This is a genomic window from Borreliella americana (genome assembly GCF_032595795.2).
Lineage (GTDB): Bacteria > Spirochaetota > Spirochaetia > Borreliales > Borreliaceae > Borreliella > Borreliella americana.
In genome coordinates, this window is the sequence record NZ_CP132449.1 from 855,221 (window position 1) to 873,008 (window position 17,788).

Annotated in this window: 18 protein-coding genes; 13 read left to right on the forward strand and 5 right to left on the reverse strand. The window is 27.3% G+C overall.

What is annotated here, in order from left to right:
* Positions 1-15 precede the first annotated feature (15 nt).
* Genes tgt through QIA00_RS04100 form a run of 3 tightly spaced genes read left to right on the forward strand, consistent with a single transcriptional unit; the run spans position 16 to position 4,062 of the window.
* Positions 16-1,143, forward strand: coding sequence for a tRNA guanosine(34) transglycosylase Tgt (gene tgt, locus QIA00_RS04090; RefSeq protein WP_316257609.1), 1,128 nt, complete (start codon positions 16-18; stop codon positions 1,141-1,143).
* The gene (gene murJ, locus QIA00_RS04095; protein ID WP_316257611.1) at positions 1,136-2,656 is read left to right on the forward strand and encodes a murein biosynthesis integral membrane protein MurJ; all 1,521 of its coding nucleotides are present in this window, start codon (positions 1,136-1,138) and stop codon (positions 2,654-2,656) included. The genes tgt and murJ overlap by 8 nt, the downstream gene beginning before the upstream one ends.
* Positions 2,653-4,062 (forward strand): HEAT repeat domain-containing protein, encoded by a 1,410-nt coding sequence (locus QIA00_RS04100; RefSeq protein ID WP_316257613.1) that lies wholly within the window; start codon positions 2,653-2,655, stop codon positions 4,060-4,062. Before murJ ends, QIA00_RS04100 begins: the two co-directional genes overlap by 4 nt.
* A gap of 22 nt (positions 4,063-4,084) precedes the next feature.
* Here QIA00_RS04100 and coaBC read toward each other — a convergent pair whose 3' ends face one another.
* On the reverse strand, positions 4,085-5,257 hold the full coding sequence (gene coaBC / locus QIA00_RS04105) for a bifunctional phosphopantothenoylcysteine decarboxylase/phosphopantothenate--cysteine ligase CoaBC (RefSeq protein ID WP_316257614.1): 1,173 nt from the start codon (positions 5,255-5,257) through the stop codon (positions 4,085-4,087).
* Positions 5,258-5,373: 116 nt separating this feature from the next.
* Here coaBC and QIA00_RS04110 point away from each other — a divergent pair, with 116 nt between their 5' ends.
* From QIA00_RS04110 to miaA, 9 genes are read left to right on the forward strand one after another with little or no spacing between them, the layout of a single operon-like run.
* The gene (locus tag QIA00_RS04110; protein ID WP_231014707.1) at positions 5,374-5,526 is read left to right on the forward strand and encodes a YhdT family protein; all 153 of its coding nucleotides are present in this window, start codon (positions 5,374-5,376) and stop codon (positions 5,524-5,526) included.
* A gap of 49 nt (positions 5,527-5,575) precedes the next feature.
* Positions 5,576-6,922: a sodium/pantothenate symporter gene (gene panF, locus QIA00_RS04115; RefSeq protein WP_421114409.1), complete on the forward strand. Its 1,347-nt coding sequence runs from the start codon at positions 5,576-5,578 to the stop codon at positions 6,920-6,922.
* A 9-nt stretch (positions 6,923-6,931) separates the two neighbouring features.
* Complete coding sequence (locus QIA00_RS04120) at positions 6,932-7,879, forward strand: pseudouridine synthase family protein (protein ID WP_316257617.1); 948 nt, start codon at positions 6,932-6,934, stop codon at positions 7,877-7,879.
* A complete protein-coding gene (locus QIA00_RS04125; RefSeq protein WP_316257618.1) occupies positions 7,848-8,795 on the forward strand; it encodes a hypothetical protein in 948 nt (315 codons plus the stop codon). The genes QIA00_RS04120 and QIA00_RS04125 overlap by 32 nt, the downstream gene beginning before the upstream one ends.
* Positions 8,785-10,191, forward strand: coding sequence for a UDP-N-acetylmuramate--L-alanine ligase (gene murC, locus QIA00_RS04130; protein ID WP_316257619.1), 1,407 nt, complete (start codon positions 8,785-8,787; stop codon positions 10,189-10,191). Before QIA00_RS04125 ends, murC begins: the two co-directional genes overlap by 11 nt.
* Positions 10,192-10,202: 11 nt before the next feature.
* The gene (locus tag QIA00_RS04135) at positions 10,203-11,069 is read left to right on the forward strand and encodes a YicC/YloC family endoribonuclease (RefSeq protein ID WP_316257620.1); all 867 of its coding nucleotides are present in this window, start codon (positions 10,203-10,205) and stop codon (positions 11,067-11,069) included.
* A complete protein-coding gene (gene cmk / locus QIA00_RS04140; protein WP_301427550.1) occupies positions 11,066-11,608 on the forward strand; it encodes a (d)CMP kinase in 543 nt (180 codons plus the stop codon). Before QIA00_RS04135 ends, cmk begins: the two co-directional genes overlap by 4 nt.
* 33 nt (positions 11,609-11,641) lie before the next feature.
* Positions 11,642-11,842, forward strand: coding sequence for a DNA-directed RNA polymerase subunit omega (locus QIA00_RS04145; RefSeq protein WP_231014610.1), 201 nt, complete (start codon positions 11,642-11,644; stop codon positions 11,840-11,842).
* Positions 11,829-12,749: a tRNA (adenosine(37)-N6)-dimethylallyltransferase MiaA gene (gene miaA / locus QIA00_RS04150; RefSeq protein ID WP_316257621.1), complete on the forward strand. Its 921-nt coding sequence runs from the start codon at positions 11,829-11,831 to the stop codon at positions 12,747-12,749. Before QIA00_RS04145 ends, miaA begins: the two co-directional genes overlap by 14 nt.
* A 137-nt stretch (positions 12,750-12,886) precedes the next feature.
* Here miaA and QIA00_RS04155 read toward each other — a convergent pair whose 3' ends face one another.
* Positions 12,887-13,258, reverse strand: a complete 372-nt coding sequence (locus tag QIA00_RS04155) for a hypothetical protein (RefSeq protein WP_316257622.1) — start codon at positions 13,256-13,258, stop codon at positions 12,887-12,889.
* A gap of 80 nt (positions 13,259-13,338) precedes the next feature.
* On the opposite strand from QIA00_RS04155, the gene QIA00_RS04160 reads away from it, so the two are divergent.
* Positions 13,339-13,884, forward strand: a complete 546-nt coding sequence (locus tag QIA00_RS04160; RefSeq protein ID WP_316257624.1) for a hypothetical protein — start codon at positions 13,339-13,341, stop codon at positions 13,882-13,884.
* Here the strand turns inward: QIA00_RS04160 and QIA00_RS04165 are convergent.
* The 3 genes from QIA00_RS04165 to QIA00_RS04175 form a co-directional block, all read right to left on the reverse strand.
* The gene (locus QIA00_RS04165; protein WP_301427554.1) at positions 13,877-14,659 is read right to left on the reverse strand and encodes a phosphodiester glycosidase family protein; all 783 of its coding nucleotides are present in this window, start codon (positions 14,657-14,659) and stop codon (positions 13,877-13,879) included. The two genes, QIA00_RS04160 and QIA00_RS04165, sit on opposite strands and share 8 nt — an antisense overlap.
* The gene (locus tag QIA00_RS04170; RefSeq protein WP_301427555.1) at positions 14,652-15,167 is read right to left on the reverse strand and encodes a hypothetical protein; all 516 of its coding nucleotides are present in this window, start codon (positions 15,165-15,167) and stop codon (positions 14,652-14,654) included. The genes QIA00_RS04165 and QIA00_RS04170 overlap by 8 nt, the downstream gene beginning before the upstream one ends.
* 147 nt (positions 15,168-15,314) lie before the next feature.
* On the reverse strand, positions 15,315-17,786 hold the full coding sequence (locus tag QIA00_RS04175; RefSeq protein WP_316257625.1) for an ATP-dependent RNA helicase: 2,472 nt from the start codon (positions 17,784-17,786) through the stop codon (positions 15,315-15,317).
* Between the last annotated feature and the right edge of the window lie 2 nt (positions 17,787-17,788).

The following is a 17,788-nucleotide window of genomic DNA, read 5'->3' on the forward strand; positions in this document are numbered from 1 at the left end:
ATTTGAGATATTTATATGTTTAGTGTAATTAAGAATGACAAATATTCTAATGCGAGGGTTGGATTTCTAAATCTTCCTCATGGTCGAGTAGATACTCCTTGTTTTATGCCGGTTGGTACTTTGGGAGCAATGAAAGGATTGAAACATACTGTCCTTGAGAAGTTGGAATGTAATTTGATGCTTGCAAATACTTATCATTTATATTTAAGACCGGGGATTAAAACTATTGAAAAATATGGTGGTCTTCATAATTTTACAACTTGGAATAAAAATTTTTTAACTGATTCGGGTGGATTTCAGGTATTTTCTCTTTCTGATCTGAGAAAAATTGATCTAAAAGGTGTACATTTTAAATCTCATCTAGATGGATCATATCATTACTTTACTCCTGAGGGAGTATTTGCTATGCAAGAAATTTTTGGCAGTGATATTGTTATGCCACTTGACATTTGCAGTTCTTACGGGATTGATTATAATGAAGCCAATTTATATACAAATATTACAACTAATTGGGCTAGCAGAACATTCAAATCTTATAAAAACAGAAAAGAGGGATATAACGGTCTTTTATTTTTAATAACTCAAGGAAATTTTTTTAAAGATTTAAGGAAAAGAAGCATCAATGATATATTAGAATTAGACAGTCCAGGTATTGCCATCGGAGGCATTTCTGTTGGAGAACCGAGAGAGAAATATTTAGAAATTCTTGAATATAGTTCTTTGTTGATACCAAAAGAAAAACCAAGGTATGTAATGGGTATTGGTACTCCCCATTACATACTTGATGCCATATATTACGGTATTGATATTTTTGATTGCGTTAATCCCGCAAGAATTGCTAGGCATGGGTCTCTTTTGACAGATAATGGGGTAATGCGTATTGGTAGAAAGGAGTATAAGGATGATACTTCTAGTGTAGAGAAAAATTGCGGTTGTACTTTATGTACAAGGTATTCAAGAGGATATTTAAGACATTTGATGAAATCAAAAGAGCTTTTTGGAATAGTTTTGGCAAGTGAGCATAATATTTACTATATGTTTCGATTGATTTCCAAGATCAGAACCGCAATTCTAAATGATAATTTTTTAAACTTTAGAACTTCATATTTAAAAAAGTATGAAGAGGGAAATTTCGATGAATAAATATGTTGTTTCTACAATTTTGGTCATGATTTCCACTTTTTTTTCAAGAATAATGGGCTTTGCAAAGATAAAGATTTTCTCTTATTATTTTGGTGCAAATCTTGATGCCGATATTTTTAACTATGTTTTCAATATTCCTAATAATTTGCGCAAAATTCTTTCAGAGGGTGCAATGACTTCGGCTTTTTTACCTGAATTTACACATGAAAAAAACAAATCGCACGAAAAAGCCGTTTCTTTTTTCAGAACTGTCATAACCTTTAACATTATTTCCATTGGGTTAATTGTGTTAGTTATGATTATTTTTGCAAAGCCTATTATGTATTTTATATCTTATTATAGGGGCGAAAACTTAATTTTTGCAAGTTCTGTATTTAGTTATTTGGTATTATATATTTTGCTAATAAGCCTATCATCAATCTTCGTATCTGTTCTAAATTCGTATAGAATTTTTTTCATTCCTTCATTTTCGCCTATTATGCTTTCTTTTGGAATAATATTGAGTATATTCTTATTTTATGGCCGTTTTGGAATATATAGTGCTGTTATTGGCGTAATTTTTGGGGGGTTTTTACAATTTTTGATTCCTTTTGCAAATTGCCTTATGATTGGTTTTACCTTGAAACCAATATTTTATTTTAGAGAAAAAGTATTTTTAAATTTTTTAACCAGGTGGTTTCGCATGATTTTTGGATTTTCCATTTCAATTGTTACTCAGCAGATTTCATTTGCATTAGCATCTACTCTTGAGATAGGAAGTGTTTCTATTCTTAGTAATGCTGTAGTTTATTATCAGCTTCCTGTAGGAATTTTTTATATTTCTATTGCAACAGTAATTTTCCCTAAAATGGCAGAGCATGCTGCTTTGGATAATAATATAAAATTAAATGCCCTTTTAGTAGATGGAATTAAAATTTTATTGTTAATTTTTATTCCAGTATCTTTTTTAATGTTTATTTGGTCTGATTATATTTTGAATTTATTTCTTATGGGGGGCAAGTTTTCTATTTATGATACTCAAAAAACAGCGGGTGTTTTGAAATGTTTTCTTTTAGGTTTACTTTTTTATTCAATGTTTAGTTTCTTTCAAAAATATTATTTTTCTATTCGTGATGCAAAAACACCATTTTATTTGAGTGTTTTATTTTCTATTCTTGATGTTGCACTTTCTGTTTTTGGTATTAATTATTATGGTTTGAATGCTTTAGCATTAGCCCAATCTATTTCTTTTATGATTTGTGTAATTGTTTTCTATTTTATAATATTAAAAAGCGGGGTTAAAATTGATTTAATTGAAATTTTATTTGTTCTTTTAAAGTCAATTATTACACTTTTTCCTTTATATGCAATTTATTTCTTTTTTGAAAAGTTTAAGTGGGATGTGGGGTTTAGTCTTAAAAATCTTTATTTTTTAATTGCGGCTGGAATTGTTAGCATTTTTATTTTGTTTATTTGTTATTCTGTTTTAGGAATAAATAAGCTTTTTAGGTATATTAGGAGGGATGCTTTATGAAATACTTTTATTTTTTATTTTTTTTACTTATTTTTAATGTATATGCTCAAAATGTTAATCCTCCAACTCTTCCCAGTCCTCCTTTGTTGCCCAAAATTACAGAAAATAAACTTGTTGAGAAGAAAAATTTTTCTAAGGGAGAGAATTTTTCTAATGTTGGTTTAGATGGTAAGTATGTTAACGATACAATTCTTTATGGGCTTGATAGTCAAGTTACAAGCATTATAAAAGCTCTTAAAAAATCAAGCGATAGTCAATATAATTTTTCTCTTAAAAAAAGACTTGAGAAAACTTTTAATGCTGAGATTAAAAAGGAAATACTTGAATTGTTTATTTCTCTTAAGTATTCAGGGGGCATTGATACAGCAAATTATATTCTTGAAAATTATGAGAGCAAAAGATATTCAACTGCTTTATTTGGCTTGGCGATTTCATATCTTAAGGAGTTTGACGATAAAGAAAAATTAAAAAAAACTCTTATTGACATTCTTGAAAATAAAGAAGGTAATGTGGTATCTATTGCAGCTTATTATTTAGGAGAGCTTAATTCTCTTGAGTATTCTAAAAATATGATGGAAGTTTTTGAAAAATATTCTGGAAATGATGGAGCTAGAAGAGAAATACTTATTGCTCTTGGAAAAATCGCTGCTATTGATTATAAGGATAGAATTTATGAAATTTCGCTAGATAATTACGAGGGTCCATCAATTAAGGCTGCCGCAATCGAAGCGTTATCATATCTTGCTCCAGATAAAGTAACTTCAAATGCTGATTTATATCTTCAGAGTAATAACAATAATTTAAATGTTAAATTAGCTATTATTGCTTCTTTATCTAAAGATCCTTCTTTAAAGTCCAAAGAGATTTTACAAGGATTTTTAAGAGATTTTGATGATAATATTAGATTTAAAGCTATTAATGCAATCAAAGGACACAAGGACTCTTCAGCAAAGGATATTTTGATTTACAAACTTAAAAGCGATCCATCTCTTAAAGTTAGAGAGGCTTCTGCTAAGGCTTTAATTGATATGGATCTTGGGGATATTGAGATAAAAAACATTATGTTTGATTTTAAGATTGAAAATAATTTTAAAATTTCAATGTTTAGTTACCTTTTGGATAAAGATTCTTTAAAAGCATTGTCAATTGCTTTAGAAATTGTTAATAAAGAAAATGTTAATAAACCCTCAAATGTTTTAAGAGGCATTGCTTCAATGCTGGCTGGTAAAAAGGGTAATTTTGATAATTTTTATTCTAAAATCATTGACAGCAAAAATGTAGATTTAAGACATTTTGCATTAAAAGGAGCCGTTTATAATAAATCTTCATCGCTTTCTGATAAGCTTAAAACAATTAAAAGTGAAACGAACTCCGAATATATTAAAATGCTTTTAAAAGATTATTGATTATTAATAAACCATTAGCATATTAGTATAAAATTTTTAAAATTTCTTTAGCTATTTCTGATTTTTCCATTTCTGGCAATTCTTTTGTCCTTTGTTTATTTATTATATAAACCTTGTTTAAGTTTGAACCAAAATATTTAAGTTCATTTGCAATGATAAAGTTTAAGTTTTTCTTTTTTAATTTTTCTTTAGCTTTTTGAATTAAATTTTTAGAATTCTCAGCGCAAAATCCAATAACAATTTGGTTTTTAAGCTTATTGTGTCCTATGTGTTTGATTATGTCGGGATTTTTTACCAATTTTATATATAATCTGTTGGTTTTGTTTTTTTTAATTTTACTATTGAAAATGCGTTTGGGTTTAAAATCGGCAACAGCTGCAGCTCCAATTATTATTTCAAATTTATTATATATTTTGAGAGCTTCCTTGTACATTTCCATTGCGGTTTTTATTTTTATAATATTGACCCCTTCAGGCTCATTTTCATTGGTTGGTCCTGTAATAATTGTAACATGAGCTCCTAGTTTGACAGCCTCTTTTGCTAAGCAAAACCCCATTTTTCCCGTCGATGTATTTGAAAAATAGCGGATTGGGTCTATTAATTCTTCAGTTCTGGATGCTGTTATAAGTATTTTTTTGTTTTTTAGGTAATCTTTTTGATTAAATTCATTCAATATTATTTTTATAATTTCATCTTCATTTTTAAGGCGCCCCAAAGCATTTGATGAGCAAGCCAAAAATCCTTTATCAGGCTCAATGAATTTATAATTATAAGCTTTAAGCTTTTTTATATTTTCTTTTAAAATAGGGTTTGAATACATTATATTATTCATTGCTATTGCAAAATAAGTAGGGGCTGTGCTTGCAGCTATTATTGTAGTTAATGCATCATCGGCAATTCCTGATGCAATTTTAGATATTGTGTTGTAAGTAGCAGGAATAATAAGAATTAGATGTGCCCATTTTGCAATTTTTATATGCTCAACCTCATTGTGATCTAAATCCCATAAATTAGTAATTATTTTGTTCTTAGAAATGGTTTCTAGAGTTAATGGAGCAATAAATTTGGTTGCATTTTGTGTCATTACAACTTTAACTTTGTATCCTAATTTAACTAAACTAGAAACTATGTAAACTGACTTGTAAGAGGCTATTCCTCCACATATACCAATTAATATATGTTTGTTTTTATTCATATGATATATATTATATAATATACGTTATATTTGGATTTATAAATTTTAATGTTCTTTTGTTAAGGTTGCTTTAAATGAGAAATAGGATTTTATACTCGGTATTATTGTATGTTTTTATGTTTGTATTGTGGTTTTGTTTTGCCTATTTTATTGACACATCGGCTACTATATTTAATATTCCTTTGTGGTTTTTTTGCTCAGGAATTTTATTCCCCAGTATAAATTTTTTTTTGGTTTGTTTTCTTGTTTTAGTGATTAGTAAAACTTGATACATTATTGATAATTTTTTTATTTTAAATTTCTTTAAAAAAAAGAAATATAGGTAGGTTTTTGTTATTAAATAAATATTTTCTTGCAAATCGAAATATTAATTTTATTGTTATGGCCTTGTTATTTGCTTCTAGTTATATTAGCGCTAGTAGTTTTATTTCTGGTCCTTCTGCTGTTTATAAGTATGGGTTATCTTTTATATTATTAGCTACCATACAAATTCCTACAACTTTAATTGTTTTTATTATTGTTGGTCAGAAATTAAATTGCGAATCAAAAAAAATTAATGCAATTAATGTTATTGATTATATTAGGTATAGATATGAAAGTGATTTTTTGGCGTTAATGAGCGGATTTGTATTGATTTTTTTTTCAATGTTTTTGATTTCTGCCCAATTAATAGGTGGTGCTAAGCTTATAGAAGTTTTTTGGGGTATTGATTATGTAGTTGGTCTTTTGTTTTTTGCCTTATTGGTTTTTATTTATGTATTTTTTGGTGGTTTTAAGGCAGTAGCTTATACGGATTTGATTCAAGGATTTTTAATGCTAGTTTCATCCGTTATTTTGTTTTCCAAGATGCTAGATTTGGGGGGAGGTATTAATAATTTATTCAAAACAGCAACGTCTAGCTTAGATAAAAGCCTTTTACTTCCTTCAAATGTTGATCTAAAGCCACAATATATAATTTCTTTTTGGATATTAATAGGAATAGGAATATTGGGGCAACCTCAGATTATTAATAATTTTATAGCATTTAAAGACGAGAATGCTATAAAATTTTCTCTTCCCATTTCTACTTTTATTATCAGCTTTTTAATTGTTTTAATGCATTTAATAGGGTTTTTTGCCATTATTCTTTTTCCAGATTTAAATCAAAATGATAAAGTTGTTTTAAATGTGGCTTTAAAAGTATTAAGTCCTTTTTATTGTTTTATGTTTTTTATGGGTCTTTTATCTGCAATAATGTCTACAGTAGATTCAAATTTACTCCTAATGACGTCTGTTTTAATAAAGTCAATATTTATTTATAAAAAGGATTTGAAAGAAGATGTAAAGGTTGGCAGAGTAATAATGATTTCTAATATTTTTTTTATTTTAATAATACTTATATTTTCTCTATTTCCTCCCAATTTTTTATTCTTCGTTAATATTTTTGCTTTTGGAGCTTTGGAAGTTTCATTTTTCCCTATTATTGTTTTTGGGCTTTATTTAAATTTTGTAAGCAAAATAGCTGCTTTTGCTTCTATGTTTTTGGGCTTAATATTTTATTTGTCCATTTTATTTTTTAGTGTAAATATTTGGTTTTTTCACCCCGTTTTTCCATCATTTTTTGTTTCTATATTTACATTTTTAATAGTTAATTTTTTTTGTAAAAAAAATAGTAAAGTTTGTTAGGGATATTTTTTGCGTTTTGATAAGTATATTGTTTTAGAAGTACTTTCCAATGATAATGGCAAGCGACTAGATTCAATTTTAATTAAAATTTTAAATTTATCTAAAGCTTTGATAATAAAACATATTAGAAAGGGTGATATTAGGCTAAATGGTCTAAAAGCAGATTTTGCATGTAGAGTTTGCAAAGGCGATAAAATTTATTTGTATAAATCTTTAGCCCAAAGTTTGAACTTGACCACTGATGAATGCTTTAAAGGCAATATTGATTTTCAATATATTAAAAAAAGAATAATTTATGAAGACAGCGATTTGCTTGTTTTGGATAAGCAAAGAGGCATTTTAGTTCATGGAGGTAAAAATTCTCTTGATTTTTTAGTGAATGCTTATCTTTTAAGTCAAAATTTAAGATCTCTAAGCTTTAAGCCTTCGGCAGTTCATAGGCTTGACAGAAATACCTCTGGTATTATTATTTTTGCAAAAAATATAAATACTGCAAGAAAGCTGAGTGCGGCATTTAGTGGTGGATCTATAATTAAAAAATATTTTGCAATCCTTTTGGGCGAGGTTAAATCAACTGTTGTTTATAAAAATCATTTATTTAGAAATAAAAGGTTGAAAAAAACTTTTGTTTTAGAGGATAAAGAGGATATTAATGCAATTACAAAGGTTAATCCAATATTGTCTTCCAAAAGAGCCACTCTTTCCGAGATTGTTATTGAAACAGGCTTTACCCATCAAATAAGGTCTCAGTGTTCCTTTAACAATCATCCTTTAATTAATGACAAGAAATACTGTGATAAATTCAAGAAAAGCGATTACTTTTTACATGCTTTTTTGGTAAAATTTAATGGGGCATTTTTTAAAAAGAATGAATTTTACTCTAAGCCTAGTTTAGAATTTTTAAAGCAAGTAAAAGATATTTTTAATGTCTATGAATTTTCAGAGTTTTTCAAGTGATTTTTTTTTAAAAAAAATATTAAGCAAGGTTAAAAACTTTGCAACTAGCATTAAGCATAAATTTGTTAGAGTTAAGGTATATGCATTAGTAGGATCTGCTGGAACTGGTAAGAGCTTTAGATCGCATTTGGTAGCAGATAAATATTCAATACCTTTAATCATTGATGATGGTGTTTTAATTAAAAACATGAAAATTATTGCTGGAAGTTCTGCTAAGTTTGAAGATAATGTTTTTAAGGCGGTAAGGCGATCTGTATTTGAAGATGATGCTCATTGTAGAGAGATGCTTGAGGTGCTTGCAAAAGAGGAATTTAATAAAATATTAATATTAGGAACAAGTCTTAAAATGATAGATAAAATAATTTCAAGACTTTTGTTGCCAAATGTTTTTAAGACTATTTACATAACAGATGTTTCAACCAGACAGGAAATAGAAAAAGCAAGGATTTCAAGGCAAATGGGGGAGCATGTTGTGCCAGCAGCTGCTTTTGAAATAACGTCTATTAGACCCAATTTGCTATTAAACTCAATTAAAGTTTTTTTTAAAAGCGGATGGTTTTTTGCTAGGAAGAAAAATTATATTCGATCTGTTGTAAGGCCCCATTTTCATGAAGAAGGTGTTTTATCTATTTCTAAGAGAGCTGTAAGGCAAATTATTGAACATTGTGTTTCTGAGTATGATAGAAGTTATATTGTTTATGATCTTAAAATCAAAAAAGATGGAAACAATTACCTTTTTAAGCTGTTTTTAAACATTCCTCTTGGAAATAACTTGCTTAATAATACAGAAATGCTTAGAACCTATATTATTACGAACGTACTTAAGTATACAATAATTAATATATTATCTATTGATATAGTTATACATAAATTTTATGACAAAAAAGATTATTTAGAAGAGAGCTATGAAGGTTGATTTTGACGATTTGAATAATATTTTTTTTGTAGGAATAAAAGGAAGTGGGGCTTGTTCTCTGGCTTGTTTTTTAAATTCAAAAGGGTATTGTGTAGAGGGGGTAGATGTTTCTGATAAATTTTATACCGATGAAATTTTAAGTAACAATAAAATATCTTATTATGAGAATATTTACGAGTTTTCATTAAAAGAGCTTGATAGGCCTTTTGATTTAATAGTATATTCTTCAGCCTATGATAAGGATAGCTTGCGAGTTTTACTTGAGGCAAAAGAGTTAAATATACCTATTTTATCTTGTCCTGAGGTTCTTGGCGAGCTTTCTAGAAAGTACTATAGCATTGGAATTGCAGGCTCTCATGGCAAAACTACCACTACGGCATTTTTAGGCATTCTTTTTGACAAATTAGGGTTAAATCCCAATGTTATTGTGGGATCAAGTGTTAAAGATTTTAAAGGTAATTCTGCAATAGCAGGTATTAGTAATATTTTTATTGTTGAGACTTGTGAGTATAAAAAACATTTTTTGAATTTTAGCCCCAATTTGCTTATTTTAACTAATGTTGACTACGAACATGTTGATTTTTTTAAAAATTATGAGGCTCTTGAAGACGCTTTTTTACAGTATATTAATAATTTGAAGAAAAATGGAATATTAATAATTAATTCTGATGATAATAATTTGCTTAAAATTAAAAAGCAAATCAACAGAAAAGATATAAGTATTTTTAGCTATGGATCTGGAGATTTATCTGATTTTCAAATAAGTAATATTTCAGTTAAAAGTGAATATTTTTGTTTTTCTTTTTTAGGCTTGTTAAACGTTGAGCTTAAGACAGTTTTATTTCATAATGTATTAAATTTTTCAGCGGCACTTTTGGCTTTAAATCTTTTTTTAGAAAGTAATGGAAAATCAATTGTTGATTTTGAAGAAACAGTAAAGAGAATTGCAAAAAATTATAGTGGTATAAAAAGAAGGGTTGAAGTTGTTAAAGAGGAAAATGGAGTGATTTACATGGACGATTATGCTCATCATCCTAGGGAAATTAAAAATACACTTTTTGGTATTAAAAATTTTTATAAGAACAAACGTATAATTTTGGATTTTATGCCCCACACCTTTACAAGAACAAAGGAATTTTTTACTGATTTTGTTGAAGTTCTAAGTGCTGCTGATATATTAATTTTGCACAATATATATCTTTCAAATAGAGAAAATTTTAATCCAGATGAACTTTCTGTTAGATTGTTTTTAAATATTAAAAAAATAAATAAAAATACTTATTTTTTTAAAGATGTTAAAGACTCTATTAATTTTATAAAAAATTTATTAATATCGGGAGACTTATTTATTACAATGGGCGCTGGAAATAATTTTATTTTACATGATTTTCTGTAAGGGTGTTTATAGTGAAAAGCATGACGGGATTTTTTTATTTGGAAAAGATAATTGGTAACTATATGTTTAGTGTTAATTTAAAATCCTATAATGGAAAGTTTTTAGAATTTAAATTTAGGTTGCCAGAAATTTTTTCTGGTTATGATCTTGATATAAGAAATTTGATTTCAAAATATATTAGCAGAGGCAATGTTTTTTTAAATGTAGGATATAAAGAATTGGTTCCTCGTGTGAATTTTACAGTTAATCCTAATTATATTGAGGCTATTTCTAGACTTAGAGATTCTTTGGCAAATACCAATCTTAATATTAAAAATGAGCTAAGTTTGGGCGATTTTTTATCATTAAAGGGAGCTTTGATAATTGATGAGGATGGTGAACATCAAGAAGAGATTTATGGTTTGTTCAAGGGTGTTTTAGAAGAGGCCTTATTAAATTACAATAATGGAAGAAGTTTTGAAGGAGAAAATACTAAGTCAGACATAGTGTCAACCCTTGTGTTAATAGAGCGAGATCTTAAAATTGTTAAAGATGCTTGCAGTGATATAAATGTCAGATTATTTGCAAGCATTAAAGAAAATATTTCTAAATTAATGGATGAATTTAGAGATTTAAATATTGCAGAAGAGGCAGCTAAAATGGCAATTCGTCTGGACATCAATGAAGAGATCATGCGCTTAGATTCTCATATAGAAACTTTTTATAAAAATCTTGAATATGAGATATGTGGCAAAGTTCTTGAATTTATTTCTCAAGAAATGCACAGAGAAATAACAACCATGAGTAATAAGGCGGTTGATCTTGATATTAAGAATTTGATTTTAAATATGAAGTTAAATTTAGAAAAAATAAAAGAGCAAATAAGGAATGTTGAATGAAAATAGCGCTTTCTGGTAAGAGTGGTTGTGGCAATACTACTGTAAGCGGGATGATTGCCAAACATTACGGTCTTGAATTTATTAATTATACTTTTCATGATATTGCAAGAGAGCATAATATTCCTTTTTCAGAGTTTTATGAAAAAGAGATAATAGGAAGAAATGATTATTATTGGGATAGATATCTTGATAATAGATTGTCTGTGCTTTCTAAAAAGAATAATACAGTGCTTGCATCTCGTCTTGCTATTTGGATTTCTAAGAGTGCTGATTTAAAAATATATCTTTATGCTAAAATGGAAGTTAGAGCTGAGAGAATAATGACTAGAGAGGGAGGCATGTATTCTGATGTTTTAAGCAGTACTTTTAGTAGAGATGAAAATGATAAAAAAAGATATTTAGCTATTTACAATATAGATATTGATGATTATTCTTCAGAGACCGATTTAGTGATTGATGTTACAAATATTAACCCAAATGAGGTTTTTGAATTAATTAGAGATGAAATTGATAAAAGAAACTTGAAAAAAATTAGCTAAACTTATTAATATGTTAGTGTATAGGAGATTTAAATGACTAAAGTGCCTTTAAAAAAAATACAAGATTTTGATGGAAATTTTTATGAACTTGTTGTTGCAACTATAATGCGTACAGAGCAAATCATAGACAATATTTCTTTAGCAGAACATGCTATTTTTGATGATAAAATATTAGGACAAGCTTTTAATGACGTTTTAACTGGTAAATTTAGCTATTCAATTGAAGGAAGATAGAATAGTTTTTATTTTTGGCCCTACAGCTGTGGGCAAAAGCAATATTTTGTTTCATTTTCCAAAAAATAAAGCAGAAATTATTAATGTTGACTCTATTCAAGTGTATAAAGAGTTTAATATAGCTTCTTCAAAGCCAAGTAAAAATTTAATGAAACATATAAAGCATCATTTAGTAGATTTTTTAGATCCTGAAAAGGAATATACTATTGGAATTTTTTACGAACAGGCTTTAAAAATAGTAAAAGAAATAAGACAGAAAAAAAAAATTCCCATATTTGTAGGAGGTACCGCTTTTTATTTTAAGCATTTAAAGGATGGATTTCCTTCAACACCTTTGGTTACTTCTGAAATAAGAATTTATGTAAACAATCTTTTAGAGCTTAAGGGCAAATCTTATCTTTTAAAAGAATTAAAAAATGTAGATCCCATCAGATTTAATATGTTAAATAAGAATGATATTTATCGCATTAAAAGATCGCTTGAGGTTTATTATCAAACAGGAATTCCTATTAGCCAATTTCAAAAAAAACAAAATAGCGAATTTAAAAATATTGTGGCTATAGGCCTTAATAGATCTTTTGAGGATTTGAAAACTAGAATATCAATAAGAATTAATGAAATGCTCAATAGTGGATTACTTGTTGAGATTAAAGGTTTATTTAGTAAGGGTTACAATGAAAATACTCCAGCTTTTAAAGGGATAGGATATAATGAGTTTTTATTATGGAAAAGTAGACCTTGGTATGGTTTAAATGATATAATAAGTTTAATAAACAAAAATTCGTTTTTATATGCAAAAAGGCAAATGACCTTTTTTGCCAAAATTTCTGATGTTTTATGGCTTCATCCAGAGGATGATTTAGATGACATTTTGAATTTAATTTTTAAGGTTGATAAGGAGATTTAGGGAGTGCCTTGCGGAAGAAAAAGAAAATTAAAAAAAATTTCTACCCATAAAAGGAAGAAAAAAAGAAGAAAAAATAGACATAAGAAAAAAAATAAGTAATTGTATTGATCGGACTTTTGTCCGGTTATGCAGTAAAGCTATTTAGAATATTCAATTATTAGATTATTGACTATATTTATGTCTTTGCTAAAGATGTATCTTTTAGTTCCCCTGTAGTTGACTAGGATCCAATTTCCTTCAATTCCATAGCGCTCTGTTTTTTCTAGTGTTTTTTCAATTTTTACTACTTCATCTTTTCTGAGTAGAATTGCGTAATCATAATCCAATTCGCTATTTTTCTTAGTGCTTTTACTAAGAAAAGCATAATCTTTTATTATTATGCCCATTTTATTGCTAAAACCAAGAATACTGCTTTTGGGCAAATTTAATTTTTGAATGAGAGGAATTTTATTATTTTTATTGCAAGCCAAAAGAATTAAGGATATTAAATATAATGTTTTTGTATTCATAATTTCCTTGATTTTTTATATACTACTTTAGTGTGTTACTATAATAATATAGTATTTTTTAGAATTTTTAAGGATTGTTAATGAAGAAATATCTTTTTTTTATTTTATTTCTCATCTCTTCTAATAATTTAATTGTTTCTTATCCACTTTCTTTTGGTGGAGGTTTTTCTTATCAATTTACTAATTATACTGATAAAACAGGCGCCAATAAATTTGCTTCAAATTTTACTAGAGTAGATCATGGGGTTAATTTAAATTTGTTTTTTGATGCAAATTATGTACTTTTTGAAATGTCTTACAAAGAGGCTTTTGTTATGACTCATAATGGAAGATATTTCTCGCTTGGGCTTTATGGAACATATCCAATGGTTTTCAAAGAGCAGGTTAAAATGCTTTTTCCATTGATTGGGTTTAAATATGCTTTTGATTTGGGCTCTAATAACTTCAATCTCTTTTTTTTAAGTATGGGGCTTGCTGCTGATCTTTTTATTCCCGATCTTGATGGCTTATATATTAGGCCTTTGTTTATGCTTTCTATTTCTCCATTTTCTAATTATAAAAATTTTTCTGGGTTAACGACTGAGATTATGCTTGGATTTAATATTGGTTGGAGATTTTTCAATTAGGAAGTTTTATTCCTAAATGAAATGGGACAGATCTTTCCTGTCCAAAGATGTTTGCAGTAAAGTTTAATTTGTAAGGGGCGTTATTTGATTTTACAACAAGGGTGCTTGAACCTCCTCCATCTAGATTAATGGCATTAGTCATACCATATCTTAATGCAAAATCAATAGCTTCATTAAGAGAAGCTCCTTTGCTATTATTGACACCTCTTCCTTCTATTGTAACAAGGAATAAATGTTTATTATTTTTATCAGTTCCTATTATTGTTCTTGGGTGCTTTGTTTCTTTGAAATTTTTTTTATACTTTCCGTTTTTGATTAAAACAAAAAATCCGCTAAATCCATAATCACAGTTTTCTATTTCGTCTTCTTTGGGATTTAATATAATTTTATTGTGTTTTATTACAATCTCTCCGTAATTATTTATTTGTTTTGAAATCATTTTTTTATTATATATGTATAGTCCTTTTGGGAAAAACATGTTTTGTTTAACTTCGTATGGACTTGTGTTAATTGCAATGTCAACATTATTAGAAATTAAGAAATGGCTTGTTGTTTGGCCTTTGAAGAAGTAATTATTTAGCTTTTTGTCGTAAATAGGTTTTGATATGGTAAATTTTAGATCTTTATTTTCAATTTTTACTAGAACATAATTGCTGTTTATGAAATTATCTCTAATAATCTTGTATTTGGCTTTTTTGGTGATTGATTTGGACAGCATTAGTCCTGATGAAATGCTTAAAATCAATACTAGCAGTGTTAATATTTTTTTATTCATTTCTTTTTATTTTATAAGAATAAATGCTTTTGGGATAGTTTGTTAGTATAAGGTTTTTAATTTTAGTGGCTAATTTTTCATTTTTAAATTTTATAAGACTAAATATTTGATAAATTATTTTGACATCTATATTTTTTTCGTTATTTAAAATTTTTTTAATTTCTTCTTCATTAATATTATCTTCATTTATTCTTAATTTTAGCGAAATGATTTCGTTTTTTATTTTTTTATTTTTGATCTTTTTTGGGTTTATTTTGTTTAAAAAAGTATTAGCTTCTTTATATTTTTTTATTTTTAGATAGTATTTTGTAATTAGTAGATAATATTTTTCTAAGTCAAAATGTTTAATTTTATTTATTGTTTCTAATTCTTTTGACAGGTTATTAGTTAAATCATAAAGCATATGTAGCTTTATTAAATTTTCTATATTTTCTTTATCATTGCTCTGTAATTCCAAAGGAGAAATTACTAAAAATAATAAAACATAAAAAAAGGATAGCCAGTTCATAATTTATTATAAACTTTGTTTTTAGAATAATGAAAATAATTTAAAATTATTGTTAGCATTGCTGTTAACTTTGAATAACATTTGATTATTATCTTTTCTATTGATTATTATCTTTTCCATTATAACAAGGCTTTTAAGGTTTAGTTTTTAAAAAAAGTAATTTAATTTTTTATAAACTTTATTTATTAATTTTTTTATAGAATGTAACTTTTGTATGTATTCTTTGTTTTCTATAAGGCTTTTTATGCTTTCCATAGATTCTTCTATTGCCATTGTGAAATTTTGTTTGGGTTTTAGTCTAAAATTTCCAGAATAATCTGTTTCCAATGATAAAAAAAGAGCATTTTTTTTAGGGGGCGAGCTTATAAATTGCATTGTACACTCTAAAAGATTTTTCATTTTTTCAGGTTCGTTAATGTTTACATTCTTTGTTTCATATTTTTTTATACAATGCCAATCTTTTCCCATGTTTTTGACTATTTCTATAGTTTCTAAAAATTTTTTGTTGTTAAAAACGGTTATATTTTTATGCATCAATTGTATTTTATTTTTTTTCAAATCTTCATTATTTTGATTGTTTAGTTCGTTTTTAAAAATCATTTCTTTTAGCGATTCTAGGTTGATTTTTATTACATAAATGTTATTTTTGTATTCCGCTTTGAAAATTTTTTTCCCTATTTTGATTTCATTGATAATTTTTGTCTGCCTGGTATTTGTTATTTGTTTCTCTTTGCTAGATATGTCTTTATGTTTAAACTCTTCATTAAGGATAATATCATCAATCCATTCTTTTTTTAAGACCCCAATAGATCTTGCATACATTTTTGTAGTTTCTATAATTTCTCCTGCAACAAAATATTTTACAGAATCTGTACTAATAAGTGATCCGGGATGAATTATTACGTTTTGAGCTTTGATGGTTTTATATTTCTTTTTTGAAGTTTTAAAGCAAATATAATCTCTCATTCCTCTCATTATTGATTTTAAATATCCTTCGTTGTCAAAAACACCTTTTTGTATTATTGGTATATTTAATTTGCTAATAATGTTTTCAAGTTGCATTTGCACATTTGCTATCTCTTCGAGTCCTTGTAGATCTAAATAATTTTCCTTTGTGAAAGCTTCTTTATTTGGAGCTTTTTTAAAATCTTCAAAGATATTAACAAATCCAATTAAATCTCCCATTGGATTTTTATATTTTAAGTGAGCTTGTCTGGCTTCCATTTCTTCATTTTGGGGTAGTAGAAAAATTCCACTTGTGGATAAAAATGATAAACCTATTGTGGTTTGATAGATTGCTTGTGGGTAATTTATCATTGCTTCGACTAATGCTCTTGAATGTGCTGGTATTAATGGGAATAGTATCATATATTTCCCAATTTCTGTAAGTTCGTTTTTATTGTTTATAGCATCCAGAGATTTTAATATTTTGCTTGCAGTTTGAATCGAATGTGTTGATGGTTTTGATATAAAGTCAAAGTGGGTAAAATCCCTAATTCCAATATCTGCCATTCTCAGTACTACTTCAGATAGGTCTGTTCTATATATTTCTTCTTTTTGATAATCTTCTCTTAATTGATAATCTTCTCTTTTGTAAAGTCTGTAGCAAGTTCCTTTTGAAAGTCTTCCTGCTCGACCAGCTCTTTGAGTTGCTGATGATTTTGAAATTGGAACTTCCTGGAGTGAATAAGTATGAGTTTTTGTTTGGAATTTATTTGTTTTAACTTTTCCACTATCTATTACTATTTTTATATTTTCAACTGTGATTGAAGTTTCTGCTATGTTTGTTGACACTATTATTTTTCTTTTATTTTTAGGCGTGGTCATGAATATTTGCTCTTGAGCTTCTTTAGGCATTCTACCGTATAAAGGAAATATTATTAAATTTTTTTTTGAGTTTAATTCTTGTAATTCTTTTATAGTTTCTTTTATTTCTTTCTCTCCAGATAAAAATATAAGAATATCCCCTGCTTTTTTTTCTTTTATTACGTTGAAGACAATTTCTTTTATTTTTAATATCATTCCTTTTGATGTGTTTAAAAGAGGAGGATTGTATATTATTTGTACTGGGTAAGTGATGGTTTCAATACTAACAACCGGTGCATTATTAAAATATTTTGAAAATATTTTTGTGTTTATCGTAGCAGACGAAATTATGATTTTAAAATCATCCCTTTTCCTTGAAATGTCTTTAATAAGACCCAATATAAAATCAATGTTTAAACTTCTTTCGTGTGCTTCGTCTATTATTATTACATCATATTCATAAAGCAGTGTATCTTTTTTTAGTTCTTGCAGAAGTACTCCATCAGTCATTAATTTGATCTTGGTTTTTGGGCTTGTAATTTCTTCAAATCTTATCTTATAGCCAACTTCTTCTCCAACATTTACGCCAATATGCTTGGCAATATATTCAGCTATTGATATTGTAGCTATTCTTCTTGGTTGAGTTACTCCAATTTTTCCTAATTTTGCAAAACCCGCTTCATATATTATTCTTGGTAGTTGGGTAGTTTTCCCACTTCCTGTTGGACTTTCTACAATTAAAACATTATGTTTTTTTAGGACCTTAATTAATTCGTCTTTGTATTTATAAATTGGGAGTTTGAAATCATTCATAT

Bases quoted from the DNA above. Each gene is read 5' to 3' on its own strand.
- cmk (WP_301427550.1), top strand. From the start codon at position 11,066: ATGAAAATAGCGCTTTCTGGTAAGAGTGGTTGTGGCAATACTACTGTA.
- coaBC (WP_316257614.1), bottom strand. From the start codon at position 5,257: ATGAATAAAAACAAACATATATTAATTGGTATATGTGGAGGAATAGCC.
- QIA00_RS04170 (WP_301427555.1), bottom strand. From the start codon at position 15,167: ATGAACTGGCTATCCTTTTTTTATGTTTTATTATTTTTAGTAATTTCT.
- murC (WP_316257619.1), top strand. From the start codon at position 8,785: ATGAAGGTTGATTTTGACGATTTGAATAATATTTTTTTTGTAGGAATA.
- QIA00_RS04155 (WP_316257622.1), bottom strand. From the start codon at position 13,258: ATGAATACAAAAACATTATATTTAATATCCTTAATTCTTTTGGCTTGC.
- tgt (WP_316257609.1), top strand. From the start codon at position 16: ATGTTTAGTGTAATTAAGAATGACAAATATTCTAATGCGAGGGTTGGA.
- QIA00_RS04165 (WP_301427554.1), bottom strand. From the start codon at position 14,659: ATGAATAAAAAAATATTAACACTGCTAGTATTGATTTTAAGCATTTCA.
- QIA00_RS04100 (WP_316257613.1), top strand. From the start codon at position 2,653: ATGAAATACTTTTATTTTTTATTTTTTTTACTTATTTTTAATGTATAT.
- QIA00_RS04125 (WP_316257618.1), top strand. From the start codon at position 7,848: ATGTCTATGAATTTTCAGAGTTTTTCAAGTGATTTTTTTTTAAAAAAA.
- QIA00_RS04160 (WP_316257624.1), top strand. From the start codon at position 13,339: ATGAAGAAATATCTTTTTTTTATTTTATTTCTCATCTCTTCTAATAAT.
- QIA00_RS04145 (WP_231014610.1), top strand. From the start codon at position 11,642: ATGACTAAAGTGCCTTTAAAAAAAATACAAGATTTTGATGGAAATTTT.
- murJ (WP_316257611.1), top strand. From the start codon at position 1,136: ATGAATAAATATGTTGTTTCTACAATTTTGGTCATGATTTCCACTTTT.
- QIA00_RS04175 (WP_316257625.1), bottom strand. From the start codon at position 17,786: ATGAATGATTTCAAACTCCCAATTTATAAATACAAAGACGAATTAATT.
- QIA00_RS04110 (WP_231014707.1), top strand. From the start codon at position 5,374: ATGTTTGTATTGTGGTTTTGTTTTGCCTATTTTATTGACACATCGGCT.